The 19114-nt window shown below is 53.7% G+C and carries 20 protein-coding genes; 11 read left to right on the forward strand and 9 right to left on the reverse strand.

What is annotated here, in order from left to right:
* Positions 1-31: 31 nt before the first annotated feature.
* The 5 genes from CR46_RS0117355 to CR46_RS0117375 form a co-directional block, all read right to left on the reverse strand.
* Entirely contained in the window at positions 32-811 is a 780-nt protein-coding gene (locus CR46_RS0117355) for a SapC family protein (RefSeq protein ID WP_030074824.1), read from the reverse strand.
* Positions 812-869: 58 nt separating this feature from the next.
* Complete coding sequence (locus CR46_RS0117360; RefSeq protein ID WP_051690216.1) at positions 870-2081, reverse strand: MFS transporter; 1212 nt, start codon at positions 2079-2081, stop codon at positions 870-872.
* 81 nt (positions 2082-2162) lie between these two features.
* A complete protein-coding gene (locus CR46_RS0117365) occupies positions 2163-2594 on the reverse strand; it encodes a DNA polymerase III subunit chi (RefSeq protein WP_030074829.1) in 432 nt (143 codons plus the stop codon).
* 102 nt (positions 2595-2696) lie between these two features.
* Positions 2697-3818 carry a branched-chain amino acid aminotransferase gene (locus CR46_RS0117370; RefSeq protein ID WP_030074831.1) on the reverse strand — a complete coding sequence of 374 codons (1122 nt, stop codon included), beginning with the start codon at positions 3816-3818 and terminating at the stop codon, positions 2697-2699.
* A gap of 152 nt (positions 3819-3970) precedes the next feature.
* On the reverse strand, positions 3971-5491 hold the full coding sequence (locus CR46_RS0117375) for a leucyl aminopeptidase (protein WP_030074833.1): 1521 nt from the start codon (positions 5489-5491) through the stop codon (positions 3971-3973).
* Positions 5492-5655: 164 nt separating this feature from the next.
* On the opposite strand from CR46_RS0117375, the gene lptF reads away from it, so the two are divergent.
* From lptF to bfr, 5 genes are all read left to right on the forward strand, one after another.
* Positions 5656-6735, forward strand: coding sequence for an LPS export ABC transporter permease LptF (gene lptF, locus CR46_RS0117380; protein ID WP_030074835.1), 1080 nt, complete (start codon positions 5656-5658; stop codon positions 6733-6735).
* A gap of 15 nt (positions 6736-6750) precedes the next feature.
* The gene (gene lptG, locus CR46_RS0117385; RefSeq protein WP_030074837.1) at positions 6751-7815 is read left to right on the forward strand and encodes an LPS export ABC transporter permease LptG; all 1065 of its coding nucleotides are present in this window, start codon (positions 6751-6753) and stop codon (positions 7813-7815) included.
* 46 nt (positions 7816-7861) lie between these two features.
* A complete protein-coding gene (locus tag CR46_RS0117390; protein WP_030074839.1) occupies positions 7862-8338 on the forward strand; it encodes an RDD family protein in 477 nt (158 codons plus the stop codon).
* Between the two features lie 158 nt (positions 8339-8496).
* Positions 8497-8703, forward strand: coding sequence for a (2Fe-2S)-binding protein (locus tag CR46_RS18270; RefSeq protein ID WP_083001105.1), 207 nt, complete (start codon positions 8497-8499; stop codon positions 8701-8703).
* A 154-nt stretch (positions 8704-8857) separates the two neighbouring features.
* Positions 8858-9343, forward strand: a complete 486-nt coding sequence (bfr, locus tag CR46_RS0117395; RefSeq protein ID WP_030074841.1) for a bacterioferritin — start codon at positions 8858-8860, stop codon at positions 9341-9343.
* 151 nt (positions 9344-9494) lie between these two features.
* On the opposite strand, the gene sodC is transcribed toward bfr, so the two are convergent.
* Positions 9495-10028, reverse strand: coding sequence for a superoxide dismutase family protein (gene sodC / locus CR46_RS0117400; RefSeq protein ID WP_030074843.1), 534 nt, complete (start codon positions 10026-10028; stop codon positions 9495-9497).
* A gap of 202 nt (positions 10029-10230) precedes the next feature.
* Between sodC and CR46_RS0117405 the strand changes: the two genes are divergently transcribed.
* The 6 genes from CR46_RS0117405 to CR46_RS0117430 all read left to right on the forward strand — a co-directional run bounded on the left by CR46_RS0117405 (position 10231) and on the right by CR46_RS0117430 (position 16703).
* A complete protein-coding gene (locus CR46_RS0117405) occupies positions 10231-11004 on the forward strand; it encodes a pseudouridine synthase (RefSeq protein WP_030074845.1) in 774 nt (257 codons plus the stop codon).
* Positions 11005-11069: 65 nt separating this feature from the next.
* Positions 11070-11894, forward strand: a complete 825-nt coding sequence (gene tcdA / locus CR46_RS0117410) for a tRNA cyclic N6-threonylcarbamoyladenosine(37) synthase TcdA (protein ID WP_030074847.1) — start codon at positions 11070-11072, stop codon at positions 11892-11894.
* On the forward strand, positions 11891-12127 hold the full coding sequence (locus tag CR46_RS0117415) for a DUF1653 domain-containing protein (protein WP_030074849.1): 237 nt from the start codon (positions 11891-11893) through the stop codon (positions 12125-12127). Before tcdA ends, CR46_RS0117415 begins: the two co-directional genes overlap by 4 nt.
* Positions 12128-12312: 185 nt before the next feature.
* A complete protein-coding gene (locus CR46_RS0117420) occupies positions 12313-12741 on the forward strand; it encodes a protein tyrosine phosphatase family protein (RefSeq protein ID WP_030074851.1) in 429 nt (142 codons plus the stop codon).
* Positions 12742-12830: 89 nt separating this feature from the next.
* The gene (locus tag CR46_RS0117425; protein ID WP_030074853.1) at positions 12831-14570 is read left to right on the forward strand and encodes a SulP family inorganic anion transporter; all 1740 of its coding nucleotides are present in this window, start codon (positions 12831-12833) and stop codon (positions 14568-14570) included.
* A 111-nt stretch (positions 14571-14681) separates the two neighbouring features.
* On the forward strand, positions 14682-16703 hold the full coding sequence (locus tag CR46_RS0117430) for a RecQ family ATP-dependent DNA helicase (RefSeq protein ID WP_030074855.1): 2022 nt from the start codon (positions 14682-14684) through the stop codon (positions 16701-16703).
* A gap of 3 nt (positions 16704-16706) precedes the next feature.
* Here CR46_RS0117430 and zigA read toward each other — a convergent pair whose 3' ends face one another.
* The 3 genes from zigA to CR46_RS0117445 form a co-directional block, all read right to left on the reverse strand.
* Entirely contained in the window at positions 16707-17933 is a 1227-nt protein-coding gene (gene zigA, locus CR46_RS0117435) for a zinc metallochaperone GTPase ZigA (protein ID WP_030074856.1), read from the reverse strand.
* 111 nt (positions 17934-18044) lie between these two features.
* Positions 18045-18320: a TIGR03643 family protein gene (locus CR46_RS0117440; protein WP_030074857.1), complete on the reverse strand. Its 276-nt coding sequence runs from the start codon at positions 18318-18320 to the stop codon at positions 18045-18047.
* 135 nt (positions 18321-18455) lie between these two features.
* Positions 18456-19070, reverse strand: a complete 615-nt coding sequence (locus tag CR46_RS0117445) for a class I SAM-dependent methyltransferase (RefSeq protein ID WP_030074858.1) — start codon at positions 19068-19070, stop codon at positions 18456-18458.
* Between the last annotated feature and the right edge of the window lie 44 nt (positions 19071-19114).

Below are 19114 nucleotides of genomic sequence, written 5' to 3' on the forward strand. Positions count from 1 at the left end.
TTCCTGAATAACGTCGGTGCTTGGCACCCAATTAAGAGGGATCCGGCCATTGATAGCGCTCTTCGCTGCTGAACGCTTCTTGCCACTCGGAAAGGGGGCGGGAAGCGCTTGCTTCTGGCAGCGGTGTCGTTGGCCGTTGAAGGAGGCTGCGAAGAACGCCAAGCTGCTGTTGGGATATGAGCTGAGCGTACACTAAAGGGACGGCACCCAATTGCCAGAAAAGCCCCATTTGTTCAGCGGATAGTGCCTTCCAGGCGGGTTCATCAATTTGATATAACGGCGTGCTGCCTTGATAGCCTTCTGGCTGCCAAGGCGTGAGCAGCTTGGCATTGGCCAATGCATCAAGCTGCTGTGCAACTCGCTGGCAACCCGCTTCCCGCTGTTGGAGAAAAGCCAGTACGTGTTGGGGGAAGCTGGCTAGCTCGCCGTGTTGATTAAAGAAAGGTTCGGCATCCAGGTGCGCCACCACAAAGGGTGAGTGCTGGTCGATGCATAGCTTTTCAGGATATTCAGCATGCAGTCCGAAGGGGTGGCTGCGCAGGGCGGCGGGCACATACGCCGCGCGCCAGCGCCCTTGGCTATCGACGATGAGATTTTGTTCATCGCGCAGCCCCAGCAGTGCGACGGCCTGCCAGCCTAGTGCTGTCTGGGTGAACCCAATTGGAAAACTAGCGGCCGCATGGCGTAATTCGGCCTCTGCTAGGCTTGCCTGGGTAATGTGCTGAGCAAAATGGTAGGCAGTAAAACGTTGCCACATCAAACCGCTGTGGCGCTTAACGTCAAGCGGCACCCAGTGGGCAGCGTGGGCCATAGGAAAACCTTTGTGGTGGTGATAATAAGGCGGCTACCTTACCAAGAACACGCGCTAATCATTTACTTGAAGAGAGCCCACGCATGGCGATTAATCCAAGCACTGGGCCAGGTAGTAGCCACCATATCACCCAGGGGCCTTGGCTTACCCATAGGGCAGTGACTAGGGCGATAGACGGAATCGTTAGCCCAAAGCCAATGGCATTCATCATCGCCAGCGCTGCGCCGAGGCGCTCAGGTGGCGCGGTGGCTGCCGCCAGCGCGGAAAATTGCGCGGAATCGGCAATCACGCTAATGCCCCAAATCCCTAGCAGAGTTAGCAGTAGCCAGGGCGATGTGCCACCTAACAGTGGATAGAGCAAACAAAGCATGCCGGAGGTTGCTAGCGCCACAACGGCCACTCGCGCGCTGCCCACACGGCGGCTCCAGCGGCCAGCCCAAACGCAGCCAGGTAGGCCCAACGCAATCACCGCAAAACTTAGCCATGGCTGAAGGCCCGGCGCTGCGCTTAGACGTTCCAGCTCTCTAGTAACTAAAAAGGGCACCAGCGCCCACAGGGCGTATAGCTCCCAGCAGTGGCCAAAGTAGCCAAGTGCCGCGGCGCGGAAGTGCTTTTGCCTGAATGCAGACAGCCCCGCCCAGGGGCGTCCGCCGCTGGCTTTGGCGGGCAGGTGTGGCCCCACGCCTAGTTTAAAAATCATTAGTGCGGCGAGCAGTGCCAGGGCAGAAGCCAGCAACAGCGGCCACTGCCATGGCAAGTGCAGCGTTAGCCCGCGCAGTAAGTGGGGCGAGGCAATGCCCAGAGTCAGCATGCCGACCAACCAGCCCAGTGCCGAGCCTGCGTTGCTGGGTGTCCAGCTCACTACCAATTTCATACCGAGTGGATAAATACCGGCAAGACACAGCCCGACCAAAAAGCGTGCTGCTACCGCTAAGCTGACGCTGTCGGCGACGCCAATAAACGCGGCATTAATCAGCGCGCCTGCTACTGCTGAGATAGCAAACAAGTGGCTGGCGCGTACGCGATCGGCAAGGCCGGTGGTAGCAATGAGCAGCGTACCGGTAATAAAACCTGCTTGCACCGCAATGGTGAGCAGCCCCAGGTCGCTTTCACTCAAACCAACGGCCTGTTGAAGCGCAAGCCCTACGCCGTTAACGCTGAACCACAGTGAAGTGCCAAACAGCTGGGCGATGACAATTACCGCCAACGGGGCGCGCGCTAAAAAAGCATGGGAAGGTTGGGTGGATGCAAGCCGAGTAGGAAAGCGCATTGAGTGACTCTTCCTCTGAGTTATTGTTATGTATGGCGCTAGTGTAAGTGGTTATGCATCCGTGGCCAGATGGTAAAAAGGTTACCCCAACTTATGCGGCACCACTTCATGGCCCATTTCTTTATAGCGCTGCCAGCAGGCGCGTTTGGCGACCAGAACTTGCTGGTGCTGGTTGATAATTTCGGCAATGCGGACGTAGCGTTCCACGCCGTCGGGAATGTCGGGGTGTAAGTTCAGTAGAGCGGTTTCTTGCGTTGGCACAGGGAGTTGCTGCCAGCCTAGCGTTATCGGCACGCTGGCGGCCATGTCGCTGTCTTCCAGCGCGTGGGGGAGGTAGGCATCTTCACGGAACTGCCAAAGGGCCTCGTCAGCCTGTTCGGCCAGAGCTTTATCTTCGCAGTGCAGGTGTAACCGATAGCCTTTGCGGTGGATGGTTTCTGCTAGCTTGCAAGCAAACTGCAGACGCGCTTCCAGGGTGGTGTCAGGAAGGATATAAAAATCGATACGTGCCATCAAAGGCTCCAGCGGTTCCCGCTTTTTTCAAAACCCGTCCCTACCACCGCGGCTAGCGGCGGTAGGGTGTCGGTTTATACCCGTTGATTTATACCAACTGATTTATACCAATCGGGTGAGCCAGCCGTATTTATCTTCACTGCGGCCATATTGTAGGTCGAGCAGCGTTTTACGGATGCGCTTGGCAATTTCGTTGTTGCCATTGCCTTGTAAACGAATACGCTCGTTTTCAGTGACCAGTTCGCCGACCGGGGTAATTACCGCTGCTGTGCCGCAGGCGAACACTTCGGTAATCTCGCCAGACGCAGCGCCTTCGCGCCATTCATCGATGCTGATGGGACGCTCTTCCGGTGTTAGGCCCGCATCTTTTGCCAAGGTAAGCACGGAGTTGCGGGTAACGCCCTCCAGGATGGTGTCGGTGAGGCGGGGCGTCACTAAACGACCATCTTTATAAACGAAGAACAGGTTCATACCGCCTAGTTCTTCAATCCACTTGTTTTCAGCGGCGTCTAAGAACGCTACTTGGCTGCAGCCGTTTGCGGCGGCTTCTTTCTGGGCTGCCAGGGAGGCTGCATAGTTACCGCCACACTTGGCAAAGCCGGTGCCGCCAGGGGCTGCGCGCTTGTAGTGGGAAGAGAGCCAGATAGACACCGGCTCTATGCCGCCCTTGAAGTAAGCCGCCGCCGGTGAGGCAATCACGTAGTAGTCGACTTCATGAGCCGGACGTACGCCTAGGAAGGCTTCGGAGGCGATCATAAACGGACGCAGGTAGAGGCTGCACTCGTCGGCATCGCTGGAAGGTGTAGGTACCCAGGTGTGGTCTTGGGCCAGCAGCGCTTTCAGTGAACCGATGAAATCTTCATCGGAAAGCTCCGGCAACGCTAAACGGCGGGCGCTGCGGCGAAAACGCTCGGCGTTTTTCTCTGGGCGGAATGTCCAGATAGAGCCATCGGCATGGCGATACGCTTTAATGCCTTCAAAAATTTCCTGACCGTAGTGCAGCACAGAGGCCGCTGGGTCGAGGGTTAGTGGGCCATAGGGGCGCACTTGATGGCCGTGCCAGTCGGCGTCGACTGTCCAGCGGACGTGGGCCATATGGTCAGTGAAGTGCTTGCCAAAACCTGGGTTTTGCAGAATGTTGTCACGAATCTCATCAGCCATCGGTTGATTAGACGGCAGCGTTTCAAAATGAGACTCAAGCTGGGTATCTGAAGCTGTGGGCACGGCGTATTCTCTCCGCTATAGCCTAGCCCCGAAGGGCAAGTGTTAGTGTTTATTTGGTGTAGCGTGCGCTCTGAGAACAGCACGCACGCTAATGCCCTTAGATGTAACGTTTACGTCAACCAATGGCAACCGTTGATCGCCTGATTGTGATGTTAGCTGTCGCTATTTTCTACTTGGGCATCGGTCTCACGATCAAGCAAATACTGGGTTAATAGCCCTACTGGGCGGCCAGTGGCGCCTTTTTGTTTGCCGGAGTGCCAAGCGGTGCCGGCGATATCCAGATGCGCCCATGGGAAGTGATCGGCAAAGCGCGATAGGAAACACGCTGCTGTAATGGTACCGGCCGGGCGGCCACCAATATTGGCTAAGTCGGCGAAATTGGACTCTAGTTGTTCCTGATACTCATCCCATAGCGGCAGGTGCCAGGCGCGATCCCAGGCTGCTTCGCCAGCGTCGAGCAAATCGAGCGCCAGGTCATCGTCGTTGGAAAGCAGGCCCGTTGCGTGGTGGCCAAGGCCAATAATGACAGCACCGGTCAGGGTGGCAATATCAACCACGCTGGCCGGGGTAAAACGCTCAGCGTAGGTCAGCGCATCGCAGAGCACCAAGCGGCCTTCGGCATCGGTGTTCAGCACTTCAACCGTCAACCCTTTCAGGGTTTTGATAATATCGCCGGGTTTAGTGGCCGCACCGTCAGGCATGTTTTCAGCGGCGGCAACAATAAACACCACGTTTAGCTTGGGCTTAATGGCGAGCACTGCTTTGACGGTGCCGAATACGCTAGCCGCACCGCCCATGTCGAACTTCATTTCATCCATGCCTTCGCCGGGCTTCAGCGAAATACCACCGGTGTCAAAGGTGATGCCTTTGCCCACGAGCACATGGGGCGCTTCTTCAGGATTTTCCGCACCCTGGTACTTCATCACGATAAGGCGTGTCGGTTCTTGACTGCCGCGTCCAACAGAAAGCAGTGAGCCTGCTCCCAACGCTTCCAGCGCCTCCTCATCTAAAATATCAACCTCAAGCGCGCCTTGGGAATCGCGCCCAAGCTGCTCGGCTTGCCCTGCAAGGTAGCGAGGCGTACAAACATTGCCGGGAAGGTTGCCCAGCGTGCGGGTAAGGTTAATGCCCTGGCCAATGGCGACACCCAATGCAGCGCCCTGCTTGGCCATGGGGGCCTCGTCGGCATCGCTGACAATAAGGTTCAGCTTGGTTAGGCTAGGGGCTTTTGCGGGAGATGATTTGAACTGGTCAAAGCGGTAAATAGCGCGTTCAGCTGCTTCGAGTGTTTTACGAGCTTTCCAAGCAGTGTCGCGGTCTTCGAGGGGAACGTCGGTAAACGTAGCGCTAGCTTCATCAATTGGCAGCTTGGTCAACGCTGCCATGGCAGCATCTAAGGCTTTAATAAATGCTGCTTCCTGACATTTGGCCCGTTCGCCTAGGCCAACGAGCAACAAACGTTCAGCGCCCAAGCCCGGTGCGAAGGGGACAATCTGTACATTGCCCAGCGCGGCATCAAAGTCGCCACGATCAAGTAACTGACCAATGAGCCGCTCGCTTGCGTCATCTAACTTGGCGACGGCGGGCAGTAAGTCGCTACCTTTAAAGACAGGCAAAACGAGGCAAGCCGTTTCGGCTTTGGCTGGGTTTGCGGTCTGAACGGAAAATTCCATGACGTCTCCAACAAGACAAGCATCGAGTGATTCGGGATAATGCCCCGTTACCTAGGTTTTTGATAACAGGTTTTTGATAACAGGTTTTTTAATAACAGTTTGATTAGTGTACCCAAGCCATGGGCGCATTGCATTGCAACCTGCGCTACTAGCCGGAGAGTGCGTTGATTTTATTTCGGTACTTAACTCGCGAAGTGTTACTGACGATGTCGGCGGTGGCTGGCATTTTATTACTGGTGATCATGGGCAGCCGCTTTATTCGCTATTTTTCTGATGCGGCAGAGGGCGACATTCCGGTCACTATCTTAGGCAGCCTCATGGTTTTTCACCTGCCTGGATTTATGGAGCTGATTTTACCGCTATCTTTTTTCCTGGGAATATTGCTGGCCTATGGTCAGCTATATATGAACAGCGAAATTACCGTGATGGTGGCTTGTGGTATGAGTCCTATGCGGTTGTTGCGAGTAACACTATTGCCTGCTTCGGTCGTGGCGGTGCTGGTAGGACTGTGTAGTTTGTGGCTAACACCTGCGGGTGCACTACAAACTGAGGCAGCGCTTGAAGAGCAGCGCAGCCGATTAGATGTGTCAGTACTAGCGCCAGGGCGTTTTCAGGATTTTGGTGGGGGGCGCACCGCTTATATCAGCGACTTCAGCAGTGATGGCACTGAAATGCAGGAGGTGCTGGTTCATGAGCAGCCTGTTTCTGGTGCGGAAAAGACCCATAGCTATGTGACCCGTGCAGGCTCTGGCTATCAGGAAACCAGCGTGGAAACTGGTAGCCGTTTTCTAGTGCTGGAGGATGGCGAGCGCTATGGCGTAACACCGGGAAAGCAGGCTGCCGAGCGGTTAACCTTTGAACGTTACACGCTGCGCCTGGGCTTAAGCCGAAATAGACAAGAGCTGGATTCATTAGAGTACGCGACCACGGCTGAGCTATGGAACGACCCCACTCCTCGTGCCCAAGCGCAGTTTCAGTGGCGTGTAGGTTTGCCGCTAATGGTGTTTATATTGGCATTGCTAGCTCAGCCGCTTTCCAGAGTAAACCCTCGCCAGGGTCGGTTTGCCAAACTGTTGCCTGCTGTTTTTCTTTATGTCGCTTATTTAAGCCTGCTATTGGCGGCGGTGGATGCCATTGGCAGCGGCGCGCTGGCAGTTGCGCTTGGGGTTTGGCCGGTACACGGGCTGTTTTTGGCGCTTGGCTGCCTGCTGCTATGGCACTCGCAACGTAAAGGAATGCGCTAATGAAGGGGCTAACTCATGCTTGCTGATCGTCTTGACCGCTATATTGCCCGCAACGTATTGGCGGCCATCATTGTTGTTCAGTTCGTTTTACTTGGCCTGGATATTACCATTGCCTATATCGGTGATTTAGGCGACACCCAGGGCAACTATACCGCGTTAGATGTGTTGATTTATCTGGGGATGCGACTGCCTTGGCGATTTTATCAATATGCCCCGGTGGCGGTATTGATTGGTGCGCTAATTGGCCTAGGGAGCATGGCGTCCAGCAATGAATTAACCGTCATGCGCGCTGCCGGCCGGTCCCTTGCACGGATTGTCTGGGGCGTCATGAAACCGGTGTTGTTAGTGGTGGTTGTGGTACTGCTGGTTGCTGAATTTGTATCTCCGCGCACTGAGCAGTTTGCCGAGGCATGGCGTTTAGAACAGCGTCAAGGAGAAGGGGCGCAGCTAACTAGCCGGAGTGGCTGGCAGTTCGAAGGAGAGAGTGTCTATCGCTTTGGTGCTATTCGTGCGGATAACGTGGTGCTGGATTTAACACGCTATCGTTTTGATGAGCGTCGGCTAATTGAGGCCACCCACGCTAACCGTGCGCGCTGGGAAGAGGGCGCGTGGCAGCTTGAGGGAGTGACTACGACGCGTATTTTTGATGACCATACTGAATCGGAGTATCAGCAACATGCAGCTTGGGAGACGGCGTTAACGCCCACCCAATTGGAACGTTTGCTGCGTGATATCGAGAGCCAGGCGCCTAGTGAACTGTGGGCGTACGCCAATTTTTTGAAAAGCCAAAACCTCCAAGCGGATCAGCCGCTGCTCTACTTCTGGCAAAAGGTATTGATGCCGCTAACAATGGGGTCGCTGGTATTAATCGCTGCTTCCTTTGTGTTTGGTCCATTGCGTACGGTGGCTGCAGGTACGCGCGTGTTTTATGGCGTGGTGACCGGCCTCATCTTTAAATATGTACAAGATCTGCTGGCACCTGCATCCACTATTTTTGGTTTTTCACCAGTGTGGGCGGTATTAGTGCCAACCTTGGCTTGTGCGGTGGTAGGTATTTATTTCTTGCGCCGCAACGGCTAGTTGGGGCTTTGGTACTTAAAAGAGGATTAGCCAGGTGACGAGCAATATGACCAAATCCCGACGCTTTACCCAATTAGATAGCGTATGGCCTGCGGGTTTAGGTCGCCGCTTGGGCGCAATGCTGTATGACGGATTTTTAGTGACAGCCATTTGGATCGCAGTGACGGTGGCGCATCTGGCTTTTTTTCGGTTTGTGTTAGGGCAGCAGGCTGAAGAGATTGGTACGACCCCTTTCGATATTTGGAGCCTGAGATTAATGCTGTTGTTCTTTGTCACGCTATTTTTTGTCTATTCCTGGCGGCGTGGGGGTATGACATTAGGTATGCAGGCTTGGCGACTGCGGGTGCAAACCATCGATGGACATGCGATTACACTCAAGCAAAGTTTGATTCGTTGTGTGACAGCTTGGCTTTCCTTGGCAGCACTTGGTATTGGGTACTGGTGGGTACTGTTTGATCCGCAGCGCAGAAGCTGGCCAGATATCGCCTCTAATACGCAAACCGTGGTGCTACCAAAAAAATAATATCATCGCCTGTTTTGGCGAAAATTGTGCTGTGACAAGGCGTTATCCTATAGCTCATTTTTATTAAGACGAATGGCTACCAAAAAGCATCCATTTCTACTTGAAAAGATGTATGCGAATCATTTACATTCATCTCATGACTTTTATGAGGTGTCGCCATGTACGTTTGCGTGTGCAAGGGAGTAACCGACCATCAGATTCGCCAGCACGTCAGCGACGGAGCGCGCAGCTGGCGAGAAGTACGTGAAGCTACAGGCTGTGGAACCCAGTGTGGTAAATGCGCCTGTTTTGCTAAATCGCTTACCCGCGAGGCGGTCCAAGAGGCGCGCTGCGAGGCGGATATGAGTCTCGCTTACGCTGTATGACGCGAATCACTATTGTTAGGGTTTTCGTTAGCAAACATATGATTTTTTTGAGTTTTTAGTTACTTCCTATATACTCCCAACATCGTTGGGAGTAAGCCTGTTTATGGCCTATACTCTCTAGTTAGCGTAATTGCACACTAAGAAAGGTGACGTCATGAAAGGTGATCCCAAGGTCATTCAGCATCTCAATATCGCCCTCGGCAACGAACTGGTAGCGATCAACCAGTATTTTTTGCATGCCAAAATGTATAAGGATTGGGGCTTTAAAGAGCTTGCCAAGTGGGAATACGATGAATCCATCGAAGAGATGCAGCACGCCGACAAGCTGATTGAACGTATTCTGTTCCTTGAAGGTATTCCTAACCTTCAGGATCTAGGCAAGCTGCATATCGGCGAAAACGTTAAAGAAATGCTCGAAAGTGATCTAAAAATCGAGCACGACGGTCGTAAAGACTATATTGAAGCAATCACCTACTGTGAAAGCGTCAAAGATTACGTAACCCGTGATCTACTGCGTGATCTGCTTGCCGATGAAGAGGGTCATATTGACCACATTGAAACGCAGCTTGGCTTGATCGATAAGGTTGGTATCCAAAACTACCTGCAAAAACATATGCAGTTGGCGACTGACGAAGAGTAACTTCTGGTTATTTAATTAAAGCGATACTGTTTAATTAAAGCAGCACTGGGGTTTAATCAAAGCAGCACCGGGCAGCCCTATGGCTGCCCGTTTTTCGTTACCAATCATAATAAGATGTCGTTTTGCTTCAGCTTTTTTTAGCTTTACAGCATTACGATTCAACCACGCCACAGGCCATGCGTGCACCGCCACCGCCTAGGTGAGGTTCATCCGAGTACGTATCGCCGCCAGCATGAATCATCAGGCTGCGTCCCGGCATATCTTCCATGCTCAAGCGTGGTGCCAGCACCGGCAAGTTGGCCTCGCCGTCTTCATTCACCGTGAGAACTGGTAGGTCGCCTAGATGGCCATCGCCGTAGGGACCTTGGTGGGTGCCAGTTTCTTCAGGGTCGTAATGACCTCCTGCAGACAGCGCTGCTGTCATTTCGCCGCTATCGTTCTCGGCAGGCTCGCAGCTGGCATTTTGGTGGACATGAAAACCGTATACGCCAGGTTCTAGGTCAGTCAACGACGGCGTAAGCAACACGCCGTGCTCAGTGTGCTCAATAGCGATAGTCCCTATAGACTCTTCAGTTCCTTCAGCGCTGACCTTGTGCATGTCAACGTCGAGCGTTTCATTGGCCTGAACGGTGGATGCCAGCAACAAACCCACGGCCATGCCTGTTAACGGTAGTGAGTAACGCATAGTGCAATTCTCCTGTCCTTATCCATGGAAGCTCGTATAACGAGTTGCTACTTCAAGGTAGCTGCCCCTAGATAACTCCGCCAATGGATTGCGTAAAGGTGAGGTTTGCCTACTGGATAACGTTAGCGATGGATGACATCTCGCTGTCAAGCCGCGACAATAGCTCCCTGTTTCGTTGGTTAGTTTTTTACTGGGGAGCGTTATGACGCCACTCAACATCCTCTATCAGGATGAGTATCTCGTTGCAGTGCATAAGCCGTCAGGGCTTTTAGTGCATCGCTCGGCGTTGGCGCGTGGCGAAACAGAATTTTTGCTTCAACGCCTGCGTGACCAAATTGGCAAGCGGGTTTATCCAGTGCATCGCTTAGACAGGCCCACTTCCGGCGTGATGGTGTTTGGTTTGTCATCTGAGATGGCGGCTTTATTGAGTGAAGCCTTCAGCGAACGGCAGGTGGAAAAGCGTTACCTAGCGGTGGTGCGCGGTAAAGCGCCTGAGAGCGAACGTTTGGACTACCCGCTTCGGGAAGAGGATGGCACACGGCCCAAAGCGGAGATGCCTGCTATGCCCGCGATGACTGATATTCGTCGCCTGGACAGTGTTGAGCTGCCGATACAGGTAGACCGCTATCCGGTGGCACGCTATTCGTTGGTGGAAGCGCAGCCCCTCACTGGCCGGCGGCATCAGATTCGCCGCCACCTTTCACGGCGTGGTTACCCCATTATTGGCGATGCCAAGCATGGTAAAAGTATTCACAACCGCTTTTTTGCGGATCAGTTGGATGCTCCCCGTTTACTACTGGCGGCTACCTATTTAGCCTTTAATCACCCCTTCATCGAAAAGCGCATTCAATTAGGCTGCGCTCTCGATGAGACCATGAAACGCGTGTTCGAGCAGTTCGGATGGAGTGGCCACTTACCGCTCGATAGCGTGCGTACCCCGCCCACTGCCAAGCCAGCCGCGCTTCAGGAAAGATAGCGCTTTATAGCGCCAATGTAGCGCCGCTGGAAAGCGCATCATGTTTTTATTAGAGAGAGCCTGCCATGTCTTCGGATTATGACGTTCGCTTTGGCGGTATTCGCCGCTTGTATGGTCAGCGTGCCGCTGAGGCATTTCGCCATGCCCACGTGGTCGTTGTTGGCGTAGGCGGCGTTGGCAGTTGGACGGTAGAAGCTCTGGCGCGCTCGGGAATCGGCAAGCTTACGCTGATCGACCTGGATGATGTCTGCGTATCCAATGTGAACCGTCAGCTTCATGCTCTAGACGGTACGATTGGCGCTCCCAAGGTTGAGGTGCTGGCCGAGCGCTGCCGCCTAATTGCCCCTGAAATAGAGGTCGTGGCTGATAGTGCGTTTGTTACGCCAACCAACCTCGCTGAACGTATTCCTGATGATGCCGACCATGTAGTGGACGCTATTGATAGTGTGATCGCTAAGGCGGCGCTAATCGCTTGGTGCAAACGGCATAAACTGCCGATTACCGTGACGGGAGCCGCAGGCGGTCAGACAGACCCCACGCGTATTCAGGTGGCGGATTTAACGCGCACTGAACACGACCCTCTGCTTTCTAAAGTGCGTTCACGACTGCGCAGGGATTATGGTTTTTCGCGTAATCCAAAGCGGCGCTTTTCCGTTGAGTGCGTCTATTCTGATGAGCAATTAGTGTATCCCAGCGCTGACGGCGAAGTTTGCCTGCAAAAACCCGGCAACGGTGACGCTACCCGTCTAGACTGCGCTTCAGGCTTTGGCGCAGCCACTTTTGTCACCGGTGCATTTGGTTTTGTCGCTGCCTCAAAAGTGCTCGAACGACTGGCTAAAAAAGCCGCTAAGTCCATGCCATTAACGACTAAACAAGAGGAAAGTGAATGACCGCGCCTATTCCTGGTATTTATCGTCACTATAAAGGCAGTCTTTACGAAGTGCTGGGCACTGCTCAGCATAGTGAAAGTGAAGAAGCGCTAGTGGTTTATCGTGCGCTTTACGGCGACTACGGCCTGTGGGTGCGCCCGCTTGAGATGTTCACCGAAAGCGTTACCAAAGACGGCCAGCCACAGCCGCGCTTTGCTTTAGAGAAGGCGTTTAGTGAGCCAAGTCTGTCCTAGTGGCGACAGCGCTCAGTAGCATTACGTTTTCCTCTTCACCCCGCTTTTTTCCTTCACTCTTTATGCTCCATTCGGGCCTTTTCTTGCTCAGGGCTCGGGTGTTTTTTTAGTGCGCTATTGTTTATATTCCACAATAAGCTATTCTTATAACAATTAATGTTAACGAGCTTGGGCGAGGAGAAAATATGCAAACACAGCCGTTAGAAAAGGGCGTCGAGATCACCTCACAGCTTACAGTCGAGGAGCTTGAGCAAGTAAAAGCACAGGGCTTTAGCACGGTGATCTGTAACTGCAAGCCCGGCGAAAGCACCGAGTTTCCAGGTGAAAGTGCGTACCGCCGTAAAGCAGAAGAAATTGGGCTTCATTGGGTACACATTCCAGTAACGCCTGGCGAGTATAGCCAAGCGGATGTGGCTGCTTTTGCTGAAGCGTTGCAGCAGTTACCTCGGCCAATATTGGCATTTTGCCGGTCGGGTAAGCGCGCTACCCACCTTTGGGCCTACGCCAAGCGCCACACTGAAAAGTGCGATTTGGCGGAACTGTTTTGCGCCGCAAAAGCAGCCGGTTTCGATTTGGAAGAGCACCGCCAGGGGCTCGAAAATCAAAGCGTATAACCGTCACTATTGCGTCGTTATTGATGGCCGCAGACGAAATGAGCTGTGATGTAACGTGTTTAGTTTCACTGTGATAGCGAGTAGTCCGAATGATGATTGAGCGTTGGGTGCCGCTAGTGGGGTGGCTAAAAAGCTATAACCGCGCGCTATTCTCACGGGATGCGCTGGCAGCAGTCATTGTGACGCTAATGCTGGTGCCCCAGGCGCTGGCCTATGCCTTACTGGCGGGGTTGCCACCAGAGATGGGGCTGTATGCCAGCATGCTACCGCTGGTGCTTTATGCCATTTTTGGTACCAGTGCCAGCTTGGCAGTGGGGCCGGTAGCCGTAGCAGCGCTAATGACAGCCTCTGCGTTAAGCAGCTTTGCTACCCCCGGCAGCCCTGAATACATTGGCGCTGCTCTTGTGTTGGCGGCGCTTTCAGGGTTGATATTGATTGCCATGGGCGTTCTGCGGTTGGGTTTCTTGGTTAATTTTTTAAGCCATCCAGTGATTTCAGGATTTATCACTGCCTCGGGTATTTTGATCGCCATTAGCCAGCTCAAACATATTTTGGGCGTTGAGGCTGCTGGGCATAATGTTTTTGACCTGCTGAGTGCACTGTTCAGTCAGTGGCAGCAGGTTAACCTCATTACATTGATGATTGGCTTGGGGGTATGGGGTTATCTGCTAGTGTGTCGCAAACGCTTGAACACCTGGCTGACGGCCATGGGTATCTCGGCTAGCGTTGCTGGCTTAATGGTTAAAGCCGCACCGATTTCGGCAGTGGTTGTCACCACGCTACTGGCCTGGCAGCTTAATTTAGATCAGCGCGGTGTGGATTTGGTCGGCTTTGTGCCTAGTGGCTTGCCCGCCATTGCGCTGCCTAGCCTAGACCAGTCGTTGTGGCTTGGCCTGCTGCCTGCGGCGTTACTAATAAGCTTAGTAGGCTTTGTGGAGTCAGTCTCCGTGGCACAAACGCTGGCCGCTAAGCGCCGTCAGCGTATCGACCCTAACCAAGAGCTAATTGCTTTAGGAATGGCCAATTTAGGGGCTGGGGTCAGTGGTGGGTCACCGGTTTCAGGTGGCTTTTCACGCTCGGTCGTCAATTTTGAAGCGGGCGCGGCAACGCCGTTGGCTGGCGCATTTACCGCTTTAGGTATCGTGCTTGCCACGTTGTTGCTCACTGATCTACTGGCATTTCTACCCACAGCAACGCTGGCCGCGACGATTATTGTGGCCGTAGGAACGCTGATTGACCTGCCTGCAGTAAAGCGTACTTGGCAATACTCCCGCAGCGACGGCGTGGCGATGGTGGCGACCTTGCTGCTGACCCTGCTACACAGCGTAGAAGTTGGCATTATCAGCGGCGTGGTGCTCTCGCTGGGGCTGCACCTTTATCGTACCAGCCAGCCTCACAGTGCGGTGGTGGGGCGTGTGCCGGGCACCGAACATTTCCGTAATGTGAAGCGCCATGAGGTTGAAACTGATGAGCACGTTGCCATGCTACGCATTGATGAAAGCCTTTACTTTGCTAACGCTCGCTACCTAGAAGATACCGTGATGGCGCTAGCTGCTCGTTCGCCTTCGTTAAAACATATTGTCCTCACCTGCCAAGCGGTGAATGTGATTGATGCATCTGCTCTTGAAAGCTTAGAAGCCATTAACGGGCGGCTAAAAGATGCGGGCGCAGCGCTGCATTTGGCTGAAGTGAAAGGGCCTGTGATGGACCGTTTAACGAACACCGCGCTTTACCGCGAGCTAACGGGGCAGGTGTTTTTTACCACCTTTGATGCCTGGCAGGCGCTGGCGCTTCCCAGCCAGAACGAAAAGCCGCAGCCTTGCACTTAATGGTGCCGTTAATTGAAAAAGCGACCAACGGGTGAAAATGACGCATTGGTGAAAACGATGTGAACGCGTTAGCTTAGCCCTTTCGTATTGATGACTTTCCAAGGAACGGCTATGACCTCGCTATCACCGCAGCAAACGCTGAAGGCAGTATTTGGATTCGATGAATTTCGCGGCGGCCAACAAGCGGTGGTGTCCAGAGTATTAGCCGGGCATTCTAGCGCGGCGATATTTGCTACCGGCGCGGGAAAGTCGCTCTGTTATCAGCTGCCTGCACTGCATCTTCCGCACCTAACGTTGGTGGTCTCGCCGCTACTGGCGCTGATGCAGGATCAACTTGCTTTTTTGGCGCGCCATGGTGTTCCAGCGGCCAGTATTGATTCGACCCAAGACCGTGATACGACCCGTGATGTGATGGAGCGGGCCAAAAGCGGTGAGCTAAAAATCCTCATGGTGTCGGTGGAGCGGCTTAAGAACGAGCGTTTTCGGCACTTTCTACGCCAAGTACAAATATCGCTGCTGGTAGTTGATGAAGCACACTGTCTCTCGGAATGGGGACATAACTTCCGCCCCGATTACCTCAAACTACCCGACTATCAGCGCGATTTCGCTATTCCCCAGGTGTTGCTACTGACAGCCACGGCCACGCCCGCCGTTATCGCTGATATGCGCGAGAAGTTTGCCATTGCGCCGGAAAATGTTGTTACCACCGGTTTTTACCGCCCCAATTTGGAACTGTTGGTAGCGCCCGCGATGGAAAATCGCCAGCAGCAGTTGATTGATTGGCTTAAACCACAAATGCCGCCTGGCAACGAAGCCCCGACGATTATTTATGTCACTTTGCAGCAAACTGCCGAGCAGGTGGCAAGTGCGTTGGCAGCCCAGGGAATTGCCGCCCAGGCGTACCACGCGGGTTTAGATTCAGCCCGCCGTGACAACATTCAGCGCCAATTCATGAGCGGCGAATCCCCCTGCATTGTGGCTACCATTGCCTTTGGCATGGGCATTGATAAAGGCAATATCCGTAACGTTGTGCACGTTGATCTGCCTAAATCGATTGAGAACTACAGCCAGGAAATTGGCCGAGCGGGGCGCGACGGGTTGCCTTCCACCTGTTTAACAATTGCCGGACGCGATGGGCTGCGGGTGCTGGAGAACTTCGTTTACGGCGACACACCTGAATACGCGGGAATTTTGCGCTTACTGGAAGAAATCTCATCAGCTGGTCAGGCGCCAGATCGCCAGTGGGAAGTGCTGCTTACTACGCTTTCCCGAGATACCAATATCCGCTTGCTGCCGCTCAAAACGCTGCTGGTGCGGTTAGAAATGCACGGCATTATTGCGCCGCGCTTTGCGTTCTTAGCCGAGTATCGTTTGCGCTACCACATTGAGCCTACTGCCTTGGTGGGGCGTTTTGAAGGAGAGCGGGCGGCCTTTGTACGTTTGTTGATCGACAATATTGCTATTGCTCGCACCTGGGGAACAGTAGATTTTGAGCGACTGCATCACGCTGGTCAGGCGCAGCAAATTGATGCGTCTCGTGCCCGCGTGATTACCGCGCTTGAGTACTTCCAGGATAAAGGCTGGCTGACCCTGGAAGGTAAACGCATGACCGACGTGTATGACGTTTGCCAGCCAGATTTTTTGATCGAGCAGCTTGCGAGCGAGTTGTTTAATGAGTGTCTGAAGCGGGAGCAAATCGAAATTGAGCGGCTGCATTCTATGCTGGCGCTGTTTGAGTCAAAAAGCTGCTTAACACGTCGGTTAGCCGAGTATTTTGGGGATACTACGTTCGATGGGCCAAACGATGCATTACCTCAAACCGAGCAGGGCCGCTGTGGGCACTGCTCGGTTTGTTATGGCAATCCGGTTCAGTTGCCGACAGCGCCGCCGCTACCCTCGCTGACTGAAAATGAGTTTGCCCGTTATGCCACGCCACTGATTAAACGCCACACCGAAATATTTGGTCAGCCACCCAGTGCCCAGCGACTGGCGCATTTTCTGTGTGGCTTAACCATGCCGATCTTTATCCCACTCAAAGCCCGGGGCCTTAACGGCTTCGCGGTCTTTGAGCAGCGTGCCTACCCTGACGTGAGGCAATGGGCAGAGCGGTGTTTAGCTAGCTCAGGCAGCTAATCGCTATTCCCAGACAGGGAAAGGATCGGGTAGCTGCTTCCAAGCTTCCATACCTTGTAATAGCTCAGCTTCGCTTAGCAGGCAGGCGTCTAGGGCGTCACGCATCTTGGCTTGGTCCAAGTTCTGGCCGATAAACACCAGCTCTTGGCGCATATCACCAAACGGCTCCTGCCACTTTTCCATGATGAACTGGCGAGTTTCAGGATCTTCCGGCCAGTTAGCTTCGGGGATCGCTTTCCAGAACACCCCCGCCGGGCCGTGGTGGGCAATGCCGCCTGCTTGGCTCCATTGGCCTGCATAGCGTGGCCGTGTGGCAAGCCAGAAAAAGCCTTTCGAGCGCAGCAGCCCCTCACCAAACCACTCCTGATTCAATAGGTCGTGGAATTTCTGCGGGTGGAAGGGGCGGCGGGCGTGGTAGGCAAAGCTGCCGATACCGTACTCTTCGGTTTCCGGCACATGCTCGCCACGCATCTCTTTTAGCCAGCCGGGTGCTTGCTGGGCGCGCTCAAAGTTGAACTTACCGGTATTAAGCACTTTTTCTAGCGGCACGCTGCCTTGGGTGATGGGCACCAGCTCCGCATCAGGGTTCAGTGAGCGCAGTATCGCCTTTAGCGCATCAAGCTCTTTTTTATTGATCAGATCGGTTTTGCTGATCAACAGCACATCACAAAACTCGATTTGGTCGACCAGCAGGTCGGCGACATTACGTTCGTCGTCTTCACCCAAGCTTTCGCCCGCTTCCGCGAGGCTTTGCGCTTCGCGATACTGGGCTAGGAAGTTAGCCCCATCAACAACCGTGACCAGCGTATCCAGTCGCGCAACGTGGGAAAGGCTTTGGCCACTTTCATCTTCAAAAGTGAAGGTTTCCGCCACCGGTAGCGGCTCGGAAATACCCGTAGACTCAATCACCAGATAATCGAATTTACCTTCCCTGGCCAGTTGGCTAACTTCTTCCAGCAAGTCTTCACGCAGCGTGCAGCAAATGCAGCCGTTGCTCATTTCTACCAAGCGCTCTTCAGAGCGGTTCAGCGCCACCTCGCCATCCAGCGTGGACTCGCCTGGGCCGCCACGCACTAAGGCACCGTCAATATTGACCTCGCTCATGTCATTGACAATCACCGCGACGCGACGGCCCTCACGGTTAGCAAGAATATGGTTGAGTACGGTCGTTTTACCGGCACCAAGAAAGCCCGAGAGCACGGTCACGGGCAGGGGAGAGAACGCGGTCATTGCGAGCACCTCTAAACGGGTTTCATGTTATGTGATAATATAACATAAAGGCGGCGGCTAGAAAGATCCGTTTTGAAAATGGCGGTGTTCTATTATCGTTGGATAAGTGAATTAACGCTTATATTGGGTTGGGCAATAGCCGCGTAAAACATCCGGCGATCGCAAAGCAGTATGTTTCGTGGTACGGCCAGTAACTCGCTTGCGCCATAGCCGAAACGAGGCTGGCTTAAGCTGGTGGCGCATTACCTCGATGACGTCCGGCTCCCCTAGGCCAAACAGGGTATCGATCGCTTCAAACGGGGTGCGGTCCTCCCAGGCCATTTCAATGACACGGGACTGTTCCTCTTCAGGCAAGCGACGAAAGCGCTTTACGGCAGCTTTAGGCATTAGGCACCTTACAGTATGGATGAGGCGAGTAAGCATTAACGATACGGCTTTTAATTATACTGATATTAGACGGCAGTGTCGTTTCTGTAGATTTATTTTGCAATAATGTGTGAAAAAGGGAACAGGCCGAGTCAATTACTTTATCGCTAACAGTGCGCGAAAAAGGCCATTCATTAACACCGGCTCATCACGGCGAATAGTAAAGCCTGCCTGTTGCAACAGTGGTGTTGCTTGGCGGGTAATGTCGGTCGCAATCAATGAAGTGATGGCGTTCAACGCTCGCCGGCTTGGTCCGGCAGCATGGGAGTCGGGTTGGAATTTATCCATGACACATAGTTGACCATCGTTTTTCAGTACCCGGTAGGCTTCGGTTAGTCCCTGTTCTGGTTTGGGCATCACCGCCAAAATCAAATGCATGACAACCACATCAAAGTGCTCATCTGGGTAGTCTAGCGCTGCGGCATCCATCACACGACACTCCACATCACGCTGAGCGTGTTCGGCGCGTTCACGTGCGCGCGTTACCATAGCGGGGGTAAGGTCGGTTAAATGAATCTCCAACTCGCGAGGTAAATATGGCAGGTCTAATCCGGTGCCAGCTCCCACCAATAGCACGCGCATGCCGGGTTCCCAATCCACTTGGCCAAGTGCGTTTCTACGTGGTTTGCAAAACGTTTTAGTCGCTACTAGGTCGTAGATTGGCGCGTAAAGGCTGTAACGCAAGCGGTTCCATGCGGTGGTGTTCACCATAGGGTTACTACCTCTTCATAGGATTGCCACCCCGAAAGGGCTGC

It is taken from the genome of Vreelandella neptunia, from assembly GCF_000712975.1.
GTDB classification, from domain to species: Bacteria; Pseudomonadota; Gammaproteobacteria; order Pseudomonadales; family Halomonadaceae; genus Vreelandella; species Vreelandella qaidamensis.